This is a genomic window from Pseudomonas sp. Lz4W, from assembly GCF_000346225.2.
In the GTDB taxonomy this organism is placed as follows: domain Bacteria; phylum Pseudomonadota; class Gammaproteobacteria; order Pseudomonadales; family Pseudomonadaceae; genus Aquipseudomonas; species Aquipseudomonas paraversuta.
Window position 1 is genome coordinate 3,080,030 of sequence record NZ_CP017432.1, and the last position, 17,806, is coordinate 3,097,835.

The 17,806-nt window shown below is 58.7% G+C and carries 20 protein-coding genes; 11 read left to right on the plus strand and 9 right to left on the minus strand.

Going from position 1 to position 17,806, the window contains the following annotated elements:
• The first annotated feature begins 196 nt into the window (after positions 1-196).
• Genes hydA through preA form a run of 3 tightly spaced genes read left to right on the plus strand, consistent with a single transcriptional unit; the run spans position 197 to position 4,337 of the window.
• Positions 197-1,636 (plus strand): dihydropyrimidinase, encoded by a 1,440-nt coding sequence (gene hydA / locus B195_RS13900; RefSeq protein ID WP_003442398.1) that lies wholly within the window; start codon positions 197-199, stop codon positions 1,634-1,636.
• A 58-nt stretch (positions 1,637-1,694) separates the two neighbouring features.
• A complete protein-coding gene (locus tag B195_RS13905) occupies positions 1,695-3,062 on the plus strand; it encodes an NAD(P)-dependent oxidoreductase (RefSeq protein WP_003442396.1) in 1,368 nt (455 codons plus the stop codon).
• On the plus strand, positions 3,063-4,337 hold the full coding sequence (preA, locus tag B195_RS13910) for an NAD-dependent dihydropyrimidine dehydrogenase subunit PreA (protein WP_003442393.1): 1,275 nt from the start codon (positions 3,063-3,065) through the stop codon (positions 4,335-4,337).
• Between the two features lie 77 nt (positions 4,338-4,414).
• Here the strand turns inward: preA and B195_RS13915 are convergent, their stop codons facing one another.
• Positions 4,415-5,035: a TetR family transcriptional regulator C-terminal domain-containing protein gene (locus tag B195_RS13915; RefSeq protein WP_003442391.1), complete on the minus strand. Its 621-nt coding sequence runs from the start codon at positions 5,033-5,035 to the stop codon at positions 4,415-4,417.
• Positions 5,036-5,178: 143 nt separating this feature from the next.
• Entirely contained in the window at positions 5,179-5,535 is a 357-nt protein-coding gene (locus B195_RS13920; RefSeq protein WP_003442389.1) for a hypothetical protein, read from the minus strand.
• A 252-nt stretch (positions 5,536-5,787) separates the two neighbouring features.
• Between B195_RS13920 and csrA the strand changes: the two genes are divergently transcribed.
• Positions 5,788-5,982, plus strand: coding sequence for a carbon storage regulator CsrA (gene csrA / locus B195_RS13925; protein ID WP_003442387.1), 195 nt, complete (start codon positions 5,788-5,790; stop codon positions 5,980-5,982).
• Positions 5,983-6,266: 284 nt separating this feature from the next.
• On the plus strand, positions 6,267-6,806 hold the full coding sequence (locus tag B195_RS13930; protein ID WP_003442386.1) for a DUF1269 domain-containing protein: 540 nt from the start codon (positions 6,267-6,269) through the stop codon (positions 6,804-6,806).
• 52 nt (positions 6,807-6,858) lie between these two features.
• Here B195_RS13930 and B195_RS13935 read toward each other — a convergent pair whose 3' ends face one another.
• Positions 6,859-7,179 carry a YbjQ family protein gene (locus B195_RS13935; protein WP_003442385.1) on the minus strand — a complete coding sequence of 107 codons (321 nt, stop codon included), beginning with the start codon at positions 7,177-7,179 and terminating at the stop codon, positions 6,859-6,861.
• Between the two features lie 297 nt (positions 7,180-7,476).
• Here B195_RS13935 and ppnN point away from each other — a divergent pair, with 297 nt between their 5' ends.
• Positions 7,477-8,850, plus strand: a complete 1,374-nt coding sequence (ppnN, locus tag B195_RS13940) for a nucleotide 5'-monophosphate nucleosidase PpnN (RefSeq protein WP_003442384.1) — start codon at positions 7,477-7,479, stop codon at positions 8,848-8,850.
• 64 nt (positions 8,851-8,914) lie between these two features.
• Here ppnN and B195_RS13945 read toward each other — a convergent pair whose 3' ends face one another.
• Entirely contained in the window at positions 8,915-9,448 is a 534-nt protein-coding gene (locus B195_RS13945; RefSeq protein WP_003442383.1) for a DUF3087 family protein, read from the minus strand.
• A gap of 112 nt (positions 9,449-9,560) precedes the next feature.
• On the minus strand, positions 9,561-10,031 hold the full coding sequence (locus tag B195_RS13950; protein WP_003442382.1) for an Lrp/AsnC family transcriptional regulator: 471 nt from the start codon (positions 10,029-10,031) through the stop codon (positions 9,561-9,563).
• A gap of 124 nt (positions 10,032-10,155) precedes the next feature.
• On the opposite strand from B195_RS13950, the gene B195_RS13955 reads away from it, so the two are divergent.
• On the plus strand, positions 10,156-11,349 hold the full coding sequence (locus B195_RS13955) for a methionine gamma-lyase (protein WP_003442381.1): 1,194 nt from the start codon (positions 10,156-10,158) through the stop codon (positions 11,347-11,349).
• 74 nt (positions 11,350-11,423) lie between these two features.
• On the opposite strand, the gene B195_RS22940 is transcribed toward B195_RS13955, so the two are convergent.
• Positions 11,424-11,564 (minus strand): hypothetical protein, encoded by a 141-nt coding sequence (locus B195_RS22940; RefSeq protein ID WP_156428478.1) that lies wholly within the window; start codon positions 11,562-11,564, stop codon positions 11,424-11,426.
• Positions 11,565-11,672: 108 nt separating this feature from the next.
• A complete protein-coding gene (locus B195_RS13960; RefSeq protein WP_003442380.1) occupies positions 11,673-12,593 on the minus strand; it encodes a LysR family transcriptional regulator in 921 nt (306 codons plus the stop codon).
• Between the two features lie 310 nt (positions 12,594-12,903).
• Here B195_RS13960 and B195_RS13965 point away from each other — a divergent pair, with 310 nt between their 5' ends.
• From B195_RS13965 to metC, 4 genes are all read left to right on the plus strand, one after another.
• The gene (locus tag B195_RS13965) at positions 12,904-13,635 is read left to right on the plus strand and encodes a DUF969 domain-containing protein (protein ID WP_003442379.1); all 732 of its coding nucleotides are present in this window, start codon (positions 12,904-12,906) and stop codon (positions 13,633-13,635) included.
• On the plus strand, positions 13,632-14,582 hold the full coding sequence (locus B195_RS13970) for a DUF979 domain-containing protein (protein WP_003442378.1): 951 nt from the start codon (positions 13,632-13,634) through the stop codon (positions 14,580-14,582). The genes B195_RS13965 and B195_RS13970 overlap by 4 nt, the downstream gene beginning before the upstream one ends.
• A gap of 8 nt (positions 14,583-14,590) precedes the next feature.
• Positions 14,591-15,232, plus strand: coding sequence for a pyroglutamyl-peptidase I (gene pcp / locus B195_RS13975; RefSeq protein ID WP_003442377.1), 642 nt, complete (start codon positions 14,591-14,593; stop codon positions 15,230-15,232).
• 323 nt (positions 15,233-15,555) lie between these two features.
• Positions 15,556-16,725 carry a cystathionine beta-lyase gene (gene metC, locus B195_RS13980; protein ID WP_236010230.1) on the plus strand — a complete coding sequence of 390 codons (1,170 nt, stop codon included), beginning with the start codon at positions 15,556-15,558 and terminating at the stop codon, positions 16,723-16,725.
• A 54-nt stretch (positions 16,726-16,779) separates the two neighbouring features.
• Here the strand turns inward: metC and B195_RS13985 are convergent, their stop codons facing one another.
• Positions 16,780-17,241, minus strand: a complete 462-nt coding sequence (locus B195_RS13985) for an Lrp/AsnC family transcriptional regulator (protein ID WP_003442375.1) — start codon at positions 17,239-17,241, stop codon at positions 16,780-16,782.
• 34 nt (positions 17,242-17,275) lie between these two features.
• Positions 17,276-17,656 carry a RidA family protein gene (locus B195_RS13990; RefSeq protein WP_003442374.1) on the minus strand — a complete coding sequence of 127 codons (381 nt, stop codon included), beginning with the start codon at positions 17,654-17,656 and terminating at the stop codon, positions 17,276-17,278.
• Positions 17,657-17,806 lie beyond the last annotated feature (150 nt).

Below are 17,806 nucleotides of genomic sequence, written 5' to 3' on the forward strand. Positions count from 1 at the left end.
TGGTGATTTAAATTAAAAATCTATATAAATCAGCTAGTTATATAAATATAAGTGCTTTAAAAATAAAGTTTGATCATTTAGCAACAACACTCTAGATTTCATTCCTGACACCAGTGACAGGAACCGATCCTGTACAGCGGTCGTAATAACAACACTTAGAACCGGTTATAGCCGGTCTGCCTGCGAGGAACTCGGTATGTCACTGTTAATCCGTGGCGCTACGCTTGTGACCCATGATGAAAGTTATTGTGCTGATGTTTATTGCGCTGACGGTCTAGTCCGCGCAATTGGAACTGATCTTGATGTTCCGGCCGGCTGCGAAGTGCTCGATGGCAGCGGTCAATATTTACTTCCCGGCGGTATCGATCCGCACACCCATATGCAATTACCCTTTATGGGAACTGTGTCCAGCGAAGACTTTTTCAGTGGTACTGCTGCCGGTCTGGCCGGTGGCACAACTTCAATTATCGACTTTGTGATTCCCAACCCTCAGCAGTCCTTGCTGGAGGCCTTTCATCAATGGCGCGGCTGGGCTGAAAAATCGGCTTCGGATTACGGCTTCCACGTGGCGATTACCTGGTGGAGCGAGCAGGTGCGCGAAGAAATGGCCGAGCTGGTCAGCCACCACGGGATCAACAGCTTCAAACATTTCATGGCTTACAAAAACGCGATCATGGCCACCGACGACACCCTGGTCGCCAGCTTCGAGCGCTGCCTGGAACTGGGTGCGGTGCCCACCGTGCATGCTGAAAACGGCGAGCTGGTGTATCACTTGCAACGCAAGCTCATGGCCCAGGGCATGACCGGGCCCGAGGCCCATCCGCTGTCGCGCCCCTCCCAGGTGGAGGGCGAAGCAGCCAGCCGGGCGATCCGCATCGCGCAGACCATCGGTACGCCGCTGTACATGGTGCATGTCTCGACCCGTGAAGCGCTGGATGAAATCACCTACGCCCGCAGTCAGGGCCAGCCGGTGTATGGCGAAGTATTGGCTGGCCATTTGCTGCTGGATGAAAGCGTGTACCAGAACCCCGACTGGCAGACCGCGGCCGGCTACGTGATGAGCCCGCCCTTCCGTCCTCGCGGGCATCAGGAGGCGCTTTGGCATGGCTTGCAGTCCGGCAATCTGCACACCACGGCCACCGATCACTGTTGCTTCTGCGCCGAGCAAAAAGCCGCCGGGCGTGATGATTTCAGCCTGATTCCCAACGGCACGGCCGGCATCGAAGACCGCATGGCGGTGCTCTGGGATGAAGGCGTGAACACCGGGCGCCTTTCCATGCAGGAGTTCGTCGCACTGACCTCCACCAACACCGCGAAGATTTTCAATCTGTACCCGCGCAAAGGCACGATCCGGGTCGGCGCCGACGCCGATCTGGTGCTGTGGGACCCCCAGGGCACGCGCACCATTTCCGCCAAAACCCACCATCAAAAAGTCGACTTCAACATCTTTGAAGGCAAGACCGTGCGCGGTGTCCCCAGCCATACCATCAGCCAGGGCCGCCTGGTATGGGCCAATGGCGATCTGCGGGCGGTGCGCGGCGCCGGTCGCTATATCGAACGTGCGGCCTACCCCGCGGTGTTCGACCTGCTGAAAAAACGCGCGGAGCAGCACATGCCCGTTGCCGTAAAGCGCTGACTATAAAAACCACTGCCCGACAGAGGCAGACGATCCCCACAACCGTGAGGCAACCAACGTGATCAAGTCCCTGAACCATTTGCCGCATTCCCACCAGGATGCGGTGGCGCTGGCCAGTCATTTCACTGATCTGGCACCGCCCCTGAACGCCCGACAGGCCGTACTGGAAAGCTCGCGCTGCCTGTATTGCTATGACGCCCCGTGTGTCAATGCGTGCCCCAGCGATATCGATATCCCGTCGTTCATTCGCAATATCCAGCAGGAGAATGTCCAGGGCGCCGCGCACAAGATCCTCTCGGCCAACATCCTGGGCGGCAGTTGCGCCCGGGTCTGTCCGACCGAGGTGCTGTGCCAGCAGGCCTGCGTGCGTAATAACGACCAGGAATGCGCCCCGGTCTTGATTGGCTTGCTCCAGCGGTATGCGGTGGACAATGCGCAGTTCAGCGAATACCCGTTCACCCGGGCAGCGCCCACCGGCAAGCGTATCGCCGTAGTCGGGGCGGGCCCCGCCGGCCTGGCCTGTGCCCATCGCCTGGCCCTGCTCGGGCATGAAGTCGTGATCTTCGAAGCCAGCGAGAAAGCCGGCGGCCTCAATGAATACGGAATCGCCAAATACAAGTTGGTGGACGACTTTGCCCAGCGCGAGGTGGATTTCGTGCTGCAAATCGGTGGCATCGAGGTGCGCCATGGCCAGCGACTGGGCAGCAATCTCAGTCTGAGCGAGCTGCATCTGCAGTTCGATTCGGTGTTTCTGGCCATCGGCCTGGCAGCCAGTCGCCAGTTGGGCCTGCCCGACGAAGACGCGCCCGGCCTGCTGGCCGCCACCGACTACATCCGTGAACTGCGCCAGAGCGACGACCTGACGCAACTGCCCCTGGCCGATCGCTGCATCGTGCTGGGCGCGGGCAATACGGCCATCGATATGGCGGTGCAAATGGCCCGTCTTGGTGCTCGCGAAGTCAATCTGGTGTACCGCCGAGGCCTTGAGGACATGGGCGCCACCGGGCACGAGCAAGACATTGCCAAGGCCAATCAGGTGCGGTTGATGACCTGGGCCCAGCCACAGGAATTGCTGCTGGATGAACAAGGCCGCGTGCGCGGCATGCGCTTTGCCCGTACCCGTCTTGAAGGCGGGCGCCCGGTGAGCACCGGTGAAAGCTTCGAACTGGCGGCAGATGCGGTGTTCAAGGCCATCGGCCAGACGTTCGATGAAAGCGCGCTGAACGATCCGCTGGCCCAGGCGTTGAAGCGTGCGGGTGACCGGATTGAGGTGGATGAGCAACTGCGCACCAGCGTACCCGGGGTCTATGCCGGGGGCGATTGCACCTCCCTGGGCCAGGATCTGACCGTACAGGCGGTACAACACGGCAAGCTGGCCGCAGAAGCCATTCATGCCCATCTCATGCTTAACCAGGAGGCAGCGTAAATGGCCGATCTCTCGATTGTTTTCGCCGGTATCAAGGCACCCAACCCGTTCTGGCTGGCCTCTGCGCCCCCCACCGACAAAGCCTATAACGTGGTCCGCGCCTATGAAGCGGGCTGGGGCGGCGTGGTCTGGAAAACCCTGGGTGAAGACCCGGCGGCGGTCAACGTGTCGTCCCGCTATTCAGCCCACTTCGGGCCTAACCGCGAAGTCATGGGCATCAACAATATCGAGTTGATTACCGATCGCTCCCTGGAGATCAATCTACGGGAAATTACCCAGGTCAAAAAAGACTGGCCGGACCGGGCGTTGATCGTGTCATTGATGGTGCCGTGCGAGGAGCAGGCGTGGAAATACATCCTGCCGCTGGTTGAGGCCACCGGCGCCGATGGTATCGAGCTGAATTTCGGCTGCCCCCACGGCATGCCTGAGCGGGGAATGGGGGCGGCGGTGGGCCAGGTGCCCGAGTACGTGGAGATGGTGACCCGCTGGTGCAAGACCTATTGCTCGCTGCCGGTGATCGTCAAGCTGACGCCCAACATCACCGATGTGCGACTCAGCGCCCGGGCCGCCCACCGCGGCGGTGCGGATGCAGTGTCGTTGATCAATACCATCAACTCCATCACCAGTGTCGACCTGGAGCGCATGGTGGCGCTGCCAATGGTCGGCAGCCAGAGCACCCACGGCGGCTATTGCGGCTCGGCGGTCAAGCCGATAGCCCTGAATATGGTGGCCGAAATTGCCCGCGATCCACAAACCCGGGGCTTGCCGATCTGCGGCATTGGCGGCATCGGCAGCTGGCGTGATGCGGCGGAATTCATCGCCCTGGGCTGTGGCGCGGTGCAGGTGTGTACCGCAGCGATGCTCCACGGGTTCCGGATTGTGGACGAGATGAAGGATGGCTTGTCGCGCTGGATGGACAGCCAGGGCTACACCAGCCTGGAGGATTTCTCCGGGCGCGCTGTGGGCAACACCACCGACTGGAAGTACCTGGATATCAATTACCAGGTGATCGCCAAAATCGACCAGGATGCCTGTATCGGTTGCGGGCGCTGCCACATTGCCTGTGAAGACACGTCGCACCAGGCCATTTCCAGCGTCAAGCTGGCCGACGGTACCCGTCGTTATGAGGTTATCGAGGACGAGTGCGTGGGTTGCAATCTGTGTCAGATCACCTGCCCGGTGGAGTCATGTATCGAGATGGTGCCACACGACAATGGCTTGCCGTTCCTGGACTGGAACCATGATCCACGCAATCCGTATCACGTGGCGTCCTGAAGCACGGGGCCAGCGGATAACCCCGTCGCGAGCAAGCTCGCTCCTGCAGGTCTGAGCCTGTGGGAGCCGGCTACCGCTCAGGGCTCCAGGCCGATCCCGCGCAGGATCACGCTGGTGACCGTCTGCACCGCCCGTTCGAACTGGATGTCCGACAGCGGCTGGTGATCGTTGAGGATGTTTACCTGATGGTCGAAGTCGGCGTAATGCTGGGTTGAGGCCCAGATCATGTACAGCACGCTGGCGGGCTCCACCGGCAGAATCCGCTTGTCCACCACCCATTGCCGGATCTTGGCTTCTTTCATCTTGGCCCAGTCATAGAGGCTGGCATCCAGCGCCAGGCCCAGCGAAGGAGCGCCGTGGATGATTTCGTTGGCCCAGACTTTCGAGCCGTAAGGCCGGGTGCGCGAATGGTTCATTTTGGCCCGGATATAACTGCTGAGTACCAGCCGTGGGTCGTCGTAGGTCTCGAAACACAGCGCATCCTGTTTCCACACGTCGAGCAGGCCCAGCAGCACTGCACTATAGAGCTCGGTTTTGGTGCTGAAGTAATAATGCAGGTTGGAGCGTGGCAGCTGAACTTCAGCGGCGATGTCCGCCATTGCCGCGCCCGCAAAGCCTTTTTCTGCAAAAATCTTCTCGGCGCCGAGAAGGATTTTTTCTACGTTCGCCCGGCGAATTTCAATTTTGTGATTGCTCATTGCTTATCGCCCTTGTCCTTGTGCTTCATCGATGAGCACCCTGACAATTCAGGCCCCCCCGCAGACGCAAAATATTCTCGCCCGAGGCGTCGCATAGCGCCTGTTAAGGCTACGCTTACGCTGCTACGCGACACTGAGGCAGTTTAATTCGCGGCGGGTAATTCAATCACGTCCGTTTCAATGCCATCGAGTTTGGGCTTGAGTTTCATTTTTTCCTGCGCCTCATGAGCCTGGGCTTCAGTGGCGAATGGTCCGACCAGGAAGTGTTTCACGCCCTCACGCTCATAAATATAAGGAGTGAAACCATTGTCAAGAAGCCTTCCCGTGGTGTCGGTGATAGTTGCGCGCTGGCCCTCGGTGATCTCCAGCGCCCAACGGGCAACCGGGGCCTGGACCGCCGTAGCTTCAGAAGCTGCTTTAGCCCGCTGGATTTTATCGTTAGACTCCTGACCGCAAGCCGTCAAGGCCAATATTGCTGTCATCACGATGACTTTACGCACTGCGTTTCCCCTGTCTGTTTGTGTGAATCGATTTTATCACTGGGGCACCAACCATTGCTCACCTTGAACAAATCCGATTCGCCCCAATTTAAGGCTCATACGCGAGAACTTTTCCCCTGTGGGGAATTAAGTCCCTGGCGCTGACGTCTGTAATGAGCGGCGCATTTATACGCACTAAGCAGTATTCTGTAGTCATGAACGAAGCCGCACCGTCTCAGAGACGTGCCTTACAAAGCCCTCAAGGAGAAAAAAATGCTGATTCTCACCCGTAAAGTTGGTGAAAGCATAAACATTGGTGATGATATTACGATCACTATTTTAGGAGTCAGCGGGCAACAGGTCAGAATCGGCATCAACGCGCCGAAAGATGTCGCTGTTCACCGTGAAGAAATTTATCAACGCATCCAGGCAGGTCTGTCTGCCTCTGACAAAAACGATCAACCGTAAACCTCCGAGGTATCAGCCCTTGGAATGAGTGTCAGGGCTGCCCGGCCAGCCCTCCTCAATCCACGACCTCAGAGGCAACCCGTCACGCCCTCCCCCTCGCTTGTTCAAGCCTGCTTCAGTACTGGATTATTCCTGCCTACTTGACCGTTCCAAGGTTTGCGACCACGCTCAGTCCGCGTAGAAAGCTGATACAGACTGAGTCACTGCACTGATGAAGGTCTGAAAGCGCCTCCTAATGTCAGCCCGGCAAAGGGCTGGACCTGTACCGTCAAGGAATGAAAGACATGTCCGATTTAATCGTAGTGGGATTTTCAGATACCGAAGTAGCAGATCGCGCCCTCACCAAAATGGTTTCGCTCAGCAAAGAGCACCTGGTAGAGCTGGAAGATGCGGTCATTGTCGTTCGTAACGCCGACGGCAAAATCCATATCAAGCAAAGCGTCAATCTTACCGCTCTCGGGGCTACTTCTGGCCTGGTCACCGGCGGCCTTTGGGGGGCACTGGTGGGCCTGCTGTTCCTCAACCCGCTGGCCGGTTTTGCCATTGGCGGCGCTCTGGGCGCAGGCACCGGCGCCCTTTCGGGTTCGTTGAGCGACTACGGGATTGATGACCAGTTCATCAAGTCCCTGAGCGAAACCATCCCCAACGATTCCTCGGCCCTGTTTTTGCTGCTGCGCAAATTCCAGCCGGAAAAAGTGCTGCAAGAGCTTGAAGACTCAAACTTCAAAGGCAAGGTCCTGCGCACCTCGCTGTCCCCTGAACAAGAGCAGAAGCTGCAGGACGCCCTGTCCAAAACCGCGGCAGTGGGTACTACAACCGTCTAAGCCCTTATTTGGGTTGCATCGGCCATTCGGCAGCCTTGATGGCTGCCGGATTCTAGCCCAGGCGCACTGCCGTGCCGGTGGCAAACACCACCAGCATCCCGCCACGCCCTGAAGGCATGCTGATTTCGAAGTTCAGCCCGACAATGGCATCTGCCCGCAAGCCTTGCGCCCTGTCGCGAATTTCATCCGTGACCTCGGCACGCGCTTCTTTCAGTGCCCGCTCCAGGGTCTGAGAGCGCCCGCCAAAGAAATCCCGCACTCCGGTAAAAAAATCCCGCACTACGTTGATGCCGTGTACCGACTCGGCACTGACCACTCCCAGGTACTCGGTGATCTGGCGGCCTTCTATTCGGTTGGTGGTGGTGATGATCATGGCGGTTCCTCAAATATTCGCGAGCGGGATGGTGATCCCTGATTGTGCAAAAGATTAACTCAAACCCCCGCACCTTTGCCGCGCCCGCTGCTCTAAACAGGGCTGCGCTGGCCTTATCCGCCTGCAGTGGTACTGTTGTCAAAGCTGTGACAGGCCCCACCCGGGGCTACTATGCTTAAAGCGAATAAATCTAAAGACGTAAGAGTTGGGACCTCTCGCTCGGCAGATGCAGATGGCTGATATGAACTCAATAGCTGCGCCAAGCCACTTTTCGATCCCGCTTACAGGAAGCCCATAATGGTTCAAAGACAAGTCATCAATGCCTCGGTCAGCCCGAAAGGCAGTCTGGAAACACTCTCGCAACGTGAAGTTCAGCAATTGAGCGAAGTCGGCTCAGGCAGCAGTTACACCCTGTTCCGACAGTGCGTGCTGGCGATCCTCAATACCGGCGCCCAGGTCGACAACGCTAAAACCATCCTTGAGGCCTATCAGGATTTCGAGGTGCGGATTCACCAGCAGGACCGTGGCGTTCGCCTTGAACTGCTCAATGCGCCGGCTGATGCATTCGTTGATGGCGAAATGATCGCCAGCACCCGCGAGATGCTGTTCAGCGCCCTGCGCGACATTGTCTACACCCAAAGCGGCCTGGACAGCCCGCGCATCGACCTGAGCACCTCAGCAGGCATCACCGACTATGTGTTCCACCTGCTGCGCAACGCCCGCACCCTGCGCCCGGGCGTAGAACCCAAGATCGTCGTGTGCTGGGGTGGTCACTCGATCAATACCGAAGAGTACAAGTACACCAAAAAGGTCGGCCACGAACTGGGCCTGCGCAGCCTGGACATCTGCACCGGCTGCGGCCCGGGCGTGATGAAGGGGCCAATGAAAGGGGCCACCATTTCCCACGCCAAACAGCGTTTGACCGGTGGCCGTTATCTGGGCCTGACCGAACCGGGCATCATCGCCGCCGAAGCGCCGAACCCCATCGTCAACGAACTGGTGATTCTGCCGGACATCGAAAAACGTCTTGAAGCCTTCGTCCGGGTTGGCCACGGCGTGATCATCTTCCCGGGCGGCGCCGGGACTGCCGAAGAGTTCCTGTATCTGCTCGGTATCCTGATGCACCCGGAAAACAGCGATGTGCCGTTCCCGGTCATCCTGACCGGGCCAAAGGAAGCAGCACCCTATTTGCAGCAGCTGCATGAATTTGTCGGCGCCACCCTCGGCGAGGCGGCACAGACCCATTACCAGATCATCATCGACAACCCGGCCGAAGTGGCCCGGCAAATGACCTCGGGGCTCAAGGCGGTGAAAATGTTCCGCCGCGAGCGCAATGACGCGTTCCACTTCAACTGGTTATTGAAAATCGATGAGGGCTTCCAGCGTCCGTTCGAGCCCACCCACGCCAATATGGCCAGCCTGCAATTGCGCAGCGACATGCCGGCCCATGAACTGGCGATCAACCTGCGTCAGGCTTTTTCCGGGATTGTGTCGGGCAACGTGAAGGAGAAAGGCATTCACTTGATCGAGCAGCACGGCCCGTACGAGATTCATGGTGACCCGGCAATCATGAAACCGCTGGATAAACTACTCCATGCATTCGTTGCCCAGCACCGCATGAAACTGCCGGGTGGCGCAGAATACGTACCCTGCTATCGCGTCGTAAGCTGAGCCTGTCCTGAGGGGCATGCCGGGCGGGCAAAAGCGCATTGCGCCCGGCTTGCCCGGCAAAGGATTACTTCAACGGTGCAAATTTTTTGACCGTTTCCAGCCAGGCCGGATCCAGCCGGGTCTGTTCGGTATCGATACCGAGCGCCTCCAGCCGTGCCTTATGCAGATCAATCTCGTGAACCATCTGGCTCAGCGCACTGGAATTGGCGTCCAGCTGGTACATCTGGGTAATCCCCAGGTGATAGAAGCGCAGCAGCTTCATGGCCGTCACATCGCCAGCCATCACCCCCGCCGTCACATGGTGCATGACGTTGGTGACTTTCATCAGACTGCGTTTGAGCTGCCAGCCATACACCGCCGGTGCCATCCAGGGCTGCGACCAGAAGTTGAACCGCACCAGGGCAATGGTGATGAGCAAAGCCACAATCACGCCGGCCAGGTTCAAACGGAAATTATCACCACCCTCGACTCCCAGCAGCATCACTGCCAACCCGGATACCAGTAGCGCCAATGCGGCAAAGGTCAGCGCGATGTACAGGGTGCTGCGCCGGGTCTTCTGGCGATAGATCTCGGGGCTGAGCGGTTTTATTTCAAACATCACTGTCACAAAACTCCTGGCTGATTATGAAAGTCCGAGGCGCATTATGCCCGTCCACAAGCCAAGGGGATTGAATCAATCAGCGTAACGCCCGGGGTGCGCTGATTGGCAGTCAGGGTTGCATCGGAATGACGCGATTGGGCTTGACCGCCTTGAACGAGAAACTTGAATAAATTTCCTTTACCGCGGGCAAGGTCTGCAGCACCTCCCGGGCAAATTCACCGAAGGACTCCAGATCTTTGGCCACCACTTCGAGCAAGAAGTCATAACGGCCCGAGATGTTATGGCAGGCAATAATTTCAGGGATGTCCAGCAAGCGCTGCTCAAAATCCCTTGCGGTTTCCCTGGAATGCGAAGCCATCATCAGACTCACAAAAGCTGTCACCCCGTAGCCCAGCTCCCTGGGTGAGAGAATCGCTTGATAGCCACAAATAAGGCCGCTTTCCTCCAGGGCTTTTACCCTTCGCCAACAGGGCGAAGTGGTCAACGAAACTTTCTCGGCCAGTTCGGCAATGGTCAGGCGCGCATTGCCTTGCAGCGCGCTAAGCAGGGCCTTATCGGTTCTATCCAGAGCAATTGGCATAATTTGCCTCCAACTTTCAGCATGACCGGCTTTTATGCCAATAAATCTGTATTTGGCTGGCCAATATGGAATTTTTATTGTTGGTTTTAAGCATAGCATCGGAGGAAATATCGGAGAGTCCGCCATGACTGACAAGAACAATGACTTCGGTTTTTCTACCCGCGCGATTCATCACGGCTACGATCCACTGCAGAATAACGGCGCGCTGATACCACCGATTTATCTCACCTCAACCTTTGCCTTTCCCACCGTCGAATATGGCGCAGGGTGTTTTGCCGGTGAGCAAAGCGGGCATTTTTACACCCGCATTTCCAACCCGACCCTGGCCCTGCTGGAGTCGCGCATGGCGGCACTGGAAAACGGCGAAGCGGGTGTGGCATTCAGCTCCGGCATGGGAGCGATTGCCGCCACCTTCTGGACCCTGCTCAGACCCGGCGATGAAATCATCGTCAACCGCACGCTATACGGCTGCACCTTTGCCCTTTTGCACCACGGCATCGGCGAATTCGGGGTCAAGGTCAAGCATGTCGACATGTCCGACCTGATCGAACTCGAAGCCGCGATCAGCCCGGCAACGCGCATGATCTACTTCGAATCACCGGCCAACCCCAACATGAAGCTGGTGGATATAGCCGCCGTTTCAGACATTGCCCACAAGCACCAGGACATTGTCGTGGCTATCGACAACACCTACTGCACCCCGTACCTGCAACGCCCGCTGGAACTGGGCGCCGACCTGGTCGTGCATTCGGCCACCAAATACCTCAGCGGTCACAGTGACATTACGGCGGGCATCGTCGTGACCAGTCAGGCCCTGGCAGACCGGATCCGCCTGCAGGGCCTCAAGGACCTCACGGGTGCAGTAATGTCGCCCCAGGATGCCTATCTATTGATGCGCGGCCTCAAGACCCTGGCCTTGCGCATGGACCGCCATTGCAGCAACGCTCAAGTCATCGCCGCTTGTTTGCAGGAGCACCCAGCAGTGGAATGGGTCGCCTACCCCGGCCTGCCCTCTTTTCCCCAGCACGCACTGGCATCCCGGCAAATGAAACTGCCGGGGGGCATGATCGCCTTTGAACTCAAGGGTGGCCTTGCCGCGGGCCAGCGGTTCATGAACGCCCTGCAACTGTTCAGCCGTGCAGTCAGCCTCGGCGGAGCAGAGTCGCTGGCGCAGCATCCCGCGAGCATGACCCACTCCACCTACACCCTGGAAGAACGGGAGCGGCATGATATTTCCGAGGGGCTGGTGAGACTGGCGGTAGGTCTGGAAGACATTGCCGATTTGTTGGCGGATATCGAGCAGGCACTGCGAGCCTGAACCGCATCTGGGCAGCGACTACAGAAAATGCGGTTGTTTGGTAAGCATGTGCACAGGTGTGAACCGATGCTGGCTCAACCCGGCGGGATCGTCGCCAAAATGCCGATGCCGATGGTCAACGCCAAAAAACCACCTAAAAACCATGCCATCTTGCCCATAACAATTGCCCTCAAACGTTCGTAATAAAACAGGCGCAGAACACCTGCCAGCACCATGGGAGTGATGCCCGGGGCTCACGCCCTTGCCTGTCTCGAAAGGTTGGGGGCAATTCTGCGCCGCGAACTGCACACATAACAGTCGCAGATAATGCGAATAAAAGCGGATCAGTTGTGCGGCAACACAAAGTGGGCCGGCGACACGCTGCGCTGATACTCGGCCACAACGGCCTGGCTCAGATTAACCACCGCCTCGTTCAACTCCAGGCCGGCACCGGCGCGCCAACTGGCATACACCGAAAAACCCGGAGCGGCCTCGATCGGCAAGGCGATCATCGCCCCGCTCTGCAATTCACGGCTGACCAGTACCGGAGGCAAGGCGCCGATGCCGAAACCGTCGGCTACCAGTTTGATAATGGCCGCCACCGAGTTGATACAGCTGACCCTCGGCGCCGCAATGGCGTGCTGATGCAGAAAGTTGAGCATGTCCTGATGGGGCCGGGAATGCCGGGAGAACGTCAGCAACCGTTCCTGACACAGATCCGCCAGGCTGGCGTAACTGCGATCCTGCGCGCCAGCACGGGCCACGACCCAGCTCAGCGGGTAACTGGCCAGTTGCACGTTGCGTACCCCGTCTGCCCGGAGCAGATCGGTCTGGAACACCAGATCCAGCTGCCCCTTGAGCAATTGCTCACTCAGGTTCAGCGCGGTATCGGCCGTCAGTTCGACTTCGACCTGCGGATAATCGCGGCTCAAGGCACTGATCAACTCGCTCAGCCAACTGTGAATCACGGTGTCCATCACCCCGATCCGCAAGCGCCCGGCAAAGCTGTCGGCCAGGCCCAGGGACTGCTGCAGCCGTTGCTGGGTGGCCAGCATTTCTTCGGCGTAACCCAGCACCTTGTGCCCCTCGCGCGTCAGGCTTACCCCACGCGAGTCACGCAGGAACAACTGCACACCCAGCTCGGTTTCGAGGACCGATATGCGACTGGATATCGCCGCCTGGGTGGTTGAAAGTTTCTCTGCGGTCAGGCGGAAACTGCCAAGACGCGCCACCCAGACGAACGTAAGAAGAAAACGCATGTTCATTAAGGGGGTTTTCTCCGGACCGGAACAAGTGCGTCACTCTAAACCTTTGCCGTGAACTCAATCCAGTCGGCTTAAGTCGGTGATTGGCAAAACTTTTTTGTTCGGGGGTGACAACTTTTTTTGACTGGACGCGTAGCTCAAAGCCACCAACCATATCGGCCAATGATGCTCCCTCATCGGGCGTCAAAAATAAAAAAACACGCTGAGTCCGGCAGCGTACCGATTTTGCGAAAGTGTGCCTGACCGCTTTCGCCTTGCCCGCACCAGCCTGCCCTGGTGTTGCGGCATTCAGCTAAGGGATTTCCCCCTCATGCAAACCGTCGTAAACCTGTGGCCCCTGATTGGCGTGTTCGTCATCATTGCGGGCTTTATACTGCGCTTCAATCCACTGCTGGTGGTGAGCGCGGCGGCTATCGTCACCGGCCTTGCAGCCCACTTCCCCCTGGAAAAAATCATTACCCTGATGGGCGAAGGCTTTCTCCAGACCCGCGCCCTGCAACTCATTCTGTTATTACCCCTGGCGGTGATCGGCCTGCTGGAGCGCCACGGTTTGCGCCTGCATGCACAAAACTGGATCGCCAGCTTTCAGCGGGCAACCGTCGGCCGGCTGCTGATCATGTACCTGTTCCTGCGTGAAGCCACCGCCGCGGTGGGCCTGACCAGCCTGGGCGGTCATCCGCAAATGGTGCGCCCGTTGCTGGCCCCCATGGCCGAGGGTGCGGCCGAGAACAAATACGGCAAGCTGCCGGACAAGGTGCGACACAAGGTGCTGGCCATGTGCGCCGCCACCGATAACATCGGCCTGTTCTTTGGCGAAGATATTTTTGTCGCCTTTGGTGCCATCGCCCTGATGCATACCTTCCTGCTGGGCTCGGGGCTGGATGTCGAGCCGCTGCACATTGCCTTCTGGGGCATCCCCACCGCCATCTGCGCCTTTATCATCCATGCATTACGCCTGTATCGCTTCGATCTGATGCTGTCGCGCAGTATGGCCGAAGTCGCTCAAGACGATGCTGACGCGGCGAAGGAGCTGGCACGATGATTATCTCTATCGAGTATTTCTACTGGCTGGCCGGCGCGCTGTTGCTGATCACCGCGGGCATGATCGCAACTGACCGCACCCACCCCAAGCGCTGGACCAGCAGCCTGTTCTGGGCACTGTTCGCCATGGTATTTCTGATTGGTGACCGGCTTTCGCCGTTCGTGGTCGGGGTTGGCGTGCTGGTGATGGCCGTTATTGCCGGCATCGGTGGCGTCGGTCGCGGCGCCCATGCCGAGTTGCACGTCAAAGCTGCACGGGCCAGCGCCGGCCGCTTGGGCCACAAGCTGTTTATCCCGGCGCTGTCGATTCCACTGGTAACGGTGATTGGCTCGGTGCTGCTCAAAAACGTCCAGATCGGCGGCGTACCGCTGCTCGACCCGAAGAACACTACCTTCGTATCGCTGGGCATCGGCTGCATGGTGGCACTGGTACTGGCTTGCATTCTGACCCGCGACACACCGCTGCAGGGCTTGCGCGAGTCCCGGCGTCTGACCGAAGCCCTGGGCTGGACCATGGTATTGCCGCAAATGCTGGCCATGCTCGGCCTGCTGTTCAATGACGCCGGAGTCGGCGCGGCAGTTGCCCACGTCACCACCGCCTACATCAACATGGACTACCGTCTGGTAGCAGTGATGGTCTACGTGCTGGGCATGGCCCTGTTTACCGTGATCATGGGTAACGGCTTTGCTGCATTCCCGGTGATGACCGGCGGTGTCGGGGTGCCAATACTGGTGGGGGTCTACGATGCCAACCCGGCAGTGATGGCGGCGATCGGCATGTTTTCCGGCTATTGCGGCACCCTGATGACGCCAATGGCAGCCAACTTCAACATCGTGCCCGTCGCCCTGCTGGAGCTGCCGGACAAATACGCCGTGATCAAGGCCCAGATGCCAACGGCGCTGCTGATGCTGGTGGTCAATATCGTCCTGCTTTATCTGTTGATGTGAGGCCCGCCATGCGCACTGTGCTGCTGACCGGTTTTGAACCGTTCGACCAAGATACGATCAACCCGTCCTGGGAGGCCGTGCGCCTTCTGGACGGCGTTTTGCTCAGCGATGATGTGCGCATCGTCGCCCGCCTGTTGCCCTGCGCCTTCGCCGAGGCGCCAGCCCGGCTTGCCGAGTTTCTGGCGCAACTGGCACCCGAGATGGTGATTGCCGTAGGCCTGGCAAGCGGCCGTGCAGACTTGTCGGTCGAACGGGTGGCAATCAACCTCAATGACGCGCGAATCCCCGACAACCAGGGCCTGCAACCGATCGACACGCCGGTGGTGGTGCAAGGGCCTGCAGCGTATTTCAGCACCTTGCCGATCAAGGCCATGGTGCGGGCAATCAAGGCTGCCGGCATTGACGCCTCGGTATCCCATACAGCCGGCACCTTTGTCTGCAATCAGGTGTTCTATAGCTTGCAGCACGCCCTCGCCGGCTCGGGAGTACGCAGTGGCTTTATCCATATCCCCACGCTGCCGCAACTGGCCCTGGAGTCCGGGGTGCCGTCCATGGCACTGGAGACTGTGGTTCAAGGGCTGCGGATTGCCCTGATCAGCGCGCTGAACACCGAACAGGATGTGCTTGAAACCGGCGGTCAGGTGAGCTGATCGCTGAATCCCGGCCCTTGGCGTCATGGGTGGCAGCCAGCCAGGGGCCTTGATGACAGCCCCCTGCGAGGGCAATTTCACCCGCCCTTGATTGAGCCCCCACGCTCGGCGCCCTCTGGCAGCAGGGCCATACTGCACCTCGCGCTCTAGAATCCTACGCAGCCATTCATTATGAGATTTGTTTTCTATTTATATGCATATTTATAGAATAACTTTTACCAAAAATCTGATAACAGGCAAAAACATTCAATATTTTTCGCTCCATTAGTCGGTACCATTTTCCTCACACTTTGCAGGAAGGTACCGCTGTAATGCATGACGCCATGACTCGCTACATACACGCCGGAAGAACCCCGCAGGCCTTCGGCGGGCTGGTCAACACCCCGGTCTTTCGCGGTTCGACCGTCCTGGCGGACAGCTTCGCCAGCTGGGAGGCGAGCAAAAAAAACGGCAATCCCTACTCCAACTATGGACGCTTCGGCACACCCACCACCCGCTCGTTCGAGCAGGCCATGGCCGAGCTTGAAGGCGGCCATGGCTGCCTGGTTTTCCCTTCGGGCCTGGCAGCCTGCACCCACGCCCTGCTGGCTTTTGTCAGTGCCGGCGATCATGTGCTGATGACTGACAACATCTACGGGCCCACACGTACGTTTGCCAGCAATGTACTGAGCCGCCTGGGGGTTGAAGTCGAGTATTTTTCACCGCTGATTGGCGCCGGTATTGCTGCCCTCATGCGCCCCAACACCCGGGTAGTCTTCACCGAATCACCAGGCTCGCTCACGTTCGAGGTGGCCGACCTGCCTGCAATCTGCGCTGCCGCCCACGAGGCAGGCGCCTTTGTGCTGCTGGACAATACCTGGGCATCCCCCCTGTACTTCAAGCCGTTTGAACATGGGGTTGATGTGTCCATCCAGGCGGCCACCAAATACATCGTCGGCCACTCGGACGCCCTGCTGGGCACGGCCACGGCCAACCAGAAGGCCTGGGAGATCCTTAAAGCCGGGGCCCATGATTTCGGGCAGACCGCCAGCCCGGACGACTTGTTTCTGGCACTGCGTGGCTTGCGCACCCTGCCGATCCGCCTGCAACAACACTGGCGTAGCGGCGTGGCACTGGCGCAAAGCCTGAGCGAGCACCCGGCCATCAGCCAAGTGCTGCACCCGGCCCTGGCCAATGACCCCGGGCATGACCTCTGGAAGCGGGATTTTCTGGGCGCCAGCGGCCTGTTCTCGATACGGGTCAAAACCCGGGACACAGCCGTGCTGGGGCGGCTGTTCGATAATTTGCAACTGTTCGGGATCGGGCTGTCCTGGGGCGGCTTCGAAAGCCTGGTGGTCCCGGTCGGCCAGCCTGTGCGCAGCTGCACCCGCCAGCCCGACGAAGGTTATTTGATTCGGGTACATGCCGGGCTGGAACACATCGACGACCTGGTCGAAGACTTCCATCGGGCTCTGGATATAGCGTTTAAACAATGCAGGGTTGCGGTGGCCTGAACCCATCGCGAGCAAGCTCGCTTCTACAAGTCTGCGCTGTGGCGACTACACACCTTATGGCGCATAGCGCAGAGGCAGCCGCGTGGAATACTTGATTTGCTCCATGGAAAAACTCGAGCTGATGTCGGCCAGACCCGGGATGCAAATCAACTGTTTGTAAACCCCGTCATAGGCCGCGACATCCGGCACTGCCACCCGCAACAGGTAATCCGTGTCACCCGCCATCCGATAGACCTCCACCACCTCATCCACTGCCGAGACCGCGGCGTGAAACTGCGCCAGCCAGTGCGCATTGTGTTGCGTGGTTTTGATCGACACGAACACCACCACCCCGACATTGAGTTTGTGGCCGTCCAGCAAGGCGACCCGGGCACGGATGATTCCGGACTCTTCCAGCTTCTGAATCCGCCGCCAGCACGCCGTGCTGCCCAAGCCAATCTGGTCGGCAATCTCGGCCACCGGCCGCGTGCAATCGGTTTGCAGAATTTGCAGGATGGCCCGGTCAAGCTTGTCCATGGAGGTCTTTACCTTGCTGGAAAAATGGAACGGCTCAGCCCTTGGCTGCCATTGCGGTCACTTCCACACGCATGCCTTCGACTGCCAATGCGGCTACACCCACGGCGGCGCGAACCGGCCATGGCCTGGCAAAGAAACGCTTGTACACCTCGTTGAATGCCGCGCGGTCAGCCATGTCCGTGAGGTAAATGGTCAGATGCAAGACCCGGTCCATGGAGCTGCCTGCGCGTTCCAGCGCGACCTTGAGCGCTTGCAGCGTGCATTCGCTCTGCTCGGTGATACCCCCCAGTTCCAGGCTGCCATCGGCACGGGTGGGAATCTGGGTGGAAACCAGCAGGCCGGCAAAACCGGCCACGTCGGACGAGATCGATTGGGTGTCTGGATCAGGGGTGAAGGTGATGTCTTGGTTGGCCATGTAAATCTCTTTTTGTTGGGGAACTGTCACGCTTGAAGCGCCACAGTTTACAGCCTCAGCGTCGGAACGTTGTTGATCGAGTCTTAAATAACCGCAACCCGTACCGTCACTGTGGCGACTTGCGCGGCAATCGCGCCAGTCAAACAAGCG

Excerpts from the sequence above, each read along its gene's own strand:
- B195_RS13935 (WP_003442385.1), bottom strand. The coding sequence starts at position 7,179 with ATGATCATCACCACCACCAACCGAATAGAAGGCCGCCAGATCACCGAG.
- B195_RS13915 (WP_003442391.1), bottom strand. The coding sequence starts at position 5,035 with ATGAGCAATCACAAAATTGAAATTCGCCGGGCGAACGTAGAAAAAATC.
- hydA (WP_003442398.1), top strand. The coding sequence starts at position 197 with ATGTCACTGTTAATCCGTGGCGCTACGCTTGTGACCCATGATGAAAGT.
- B195_RS13985 (WP_003442375.1), bottom strand. The coding sequence starts at position 17,241 with ATGGACAAGCTTGACCGGGCCATCCTGCAAATTCTGCAAACCGATTGC.
- metC (WP_236010230.1), top strand. The coding sequence starts at position 15,556 with ATGACTCGCTACATACACGCCGGAAGAACCCCGCAGGCCTTCGGCGGG.
- pcp (WP_003442377.1), top strand. The coding sequence starts at position 14,591 with ATGCGCACTGTGCTGCTGACCGGTTTTGAACCGTTCGACCAAGATACG.
- B195_RS13930 (WP_003442386.1), top strand. The coding sequence starts at position 6,267 with ATGTCCGATTTAATCGTAGTGGGATTTTCAGATACCGAAGTAGCAGAT.
- ppnN (WP_003442384.1), top strand. The coding sequence starts at position 7,477 with ATGGTTCAAAGACAAGTCATCAATGCCTCGGTCAGCCCGAAAGGCAGT.
- B195_RS13950 (WP_003442382.1), bottom strand. The coding sequence starts at position 10,031 with ATGCCAATTGCTCTGGATAGAACCGATAAGGCCCTGCTTAGCGCGCTG.
- B195_RS13955 (WP_003442381.1), top strand. The coding sequence starts at position 10,156 with ATGACTGACAAGAACAATGACTTCGGTTTTTCTACCCGCGCGATTCAT.
- B195_RS13970 (WP_003442378.1), top strand. The coding sequence starts at position 13,632 with ATGATTATCTCTATCGAGTATTTCTACTGGCTGGCCGGCGCGCTGTTG.
- preA (WP_003442393.1), top strand. The coding sequence starts at position 3,063 with ATGGCCGATCTCTCGATTGTTTTCGCCGGTATCAAGGCACCCAACCCG.
- B195_RS13945 (WP_003442383.1), bottom strand. The coding sequence starts at position 9,448 with ATGTTTGAAATAAAACCGCTCAGCCCCGAGATCTATCGCCAGAAGACC.
- B195_RS13965 (WP_003442379.1), top strand. The coding sequence starts at position 12,904 with ATGCAAACCGTCGTAAACCTGTGGCCCCTGATTGGCGTGTTCGTCATC.
- B195_RS22940 (WP_156428478.1), bottom strand. The coding sequence starts at position 11,564 with ATGGTGCTGGCAGGTGTTCTGCGCCTGTTTTATTACGAACGTTTGAGG.
- B195_RS13990 (WP_003442374.1), bottom strand. The coding sequence starts at position 17,656 with ATGGCCAACCAAGACATCACCTTCACCCCTGATCCAGACACCCAATCG.
- csrA (WP_003442387.1), top strand. The coding sequence starts at position 5,788 with ATGCTGATTCTCACCCGTAAAGTTGGTGAAAGCATAAACATTGGTGAT.
- B195_RS13960 (WP_003442380.1), bottom strand. The coding sequence starts at position 12,593 with ATGAACATGCGTTTTCTTCTTACGTTCGTCTGGGTGGCGCGTCTTGGC.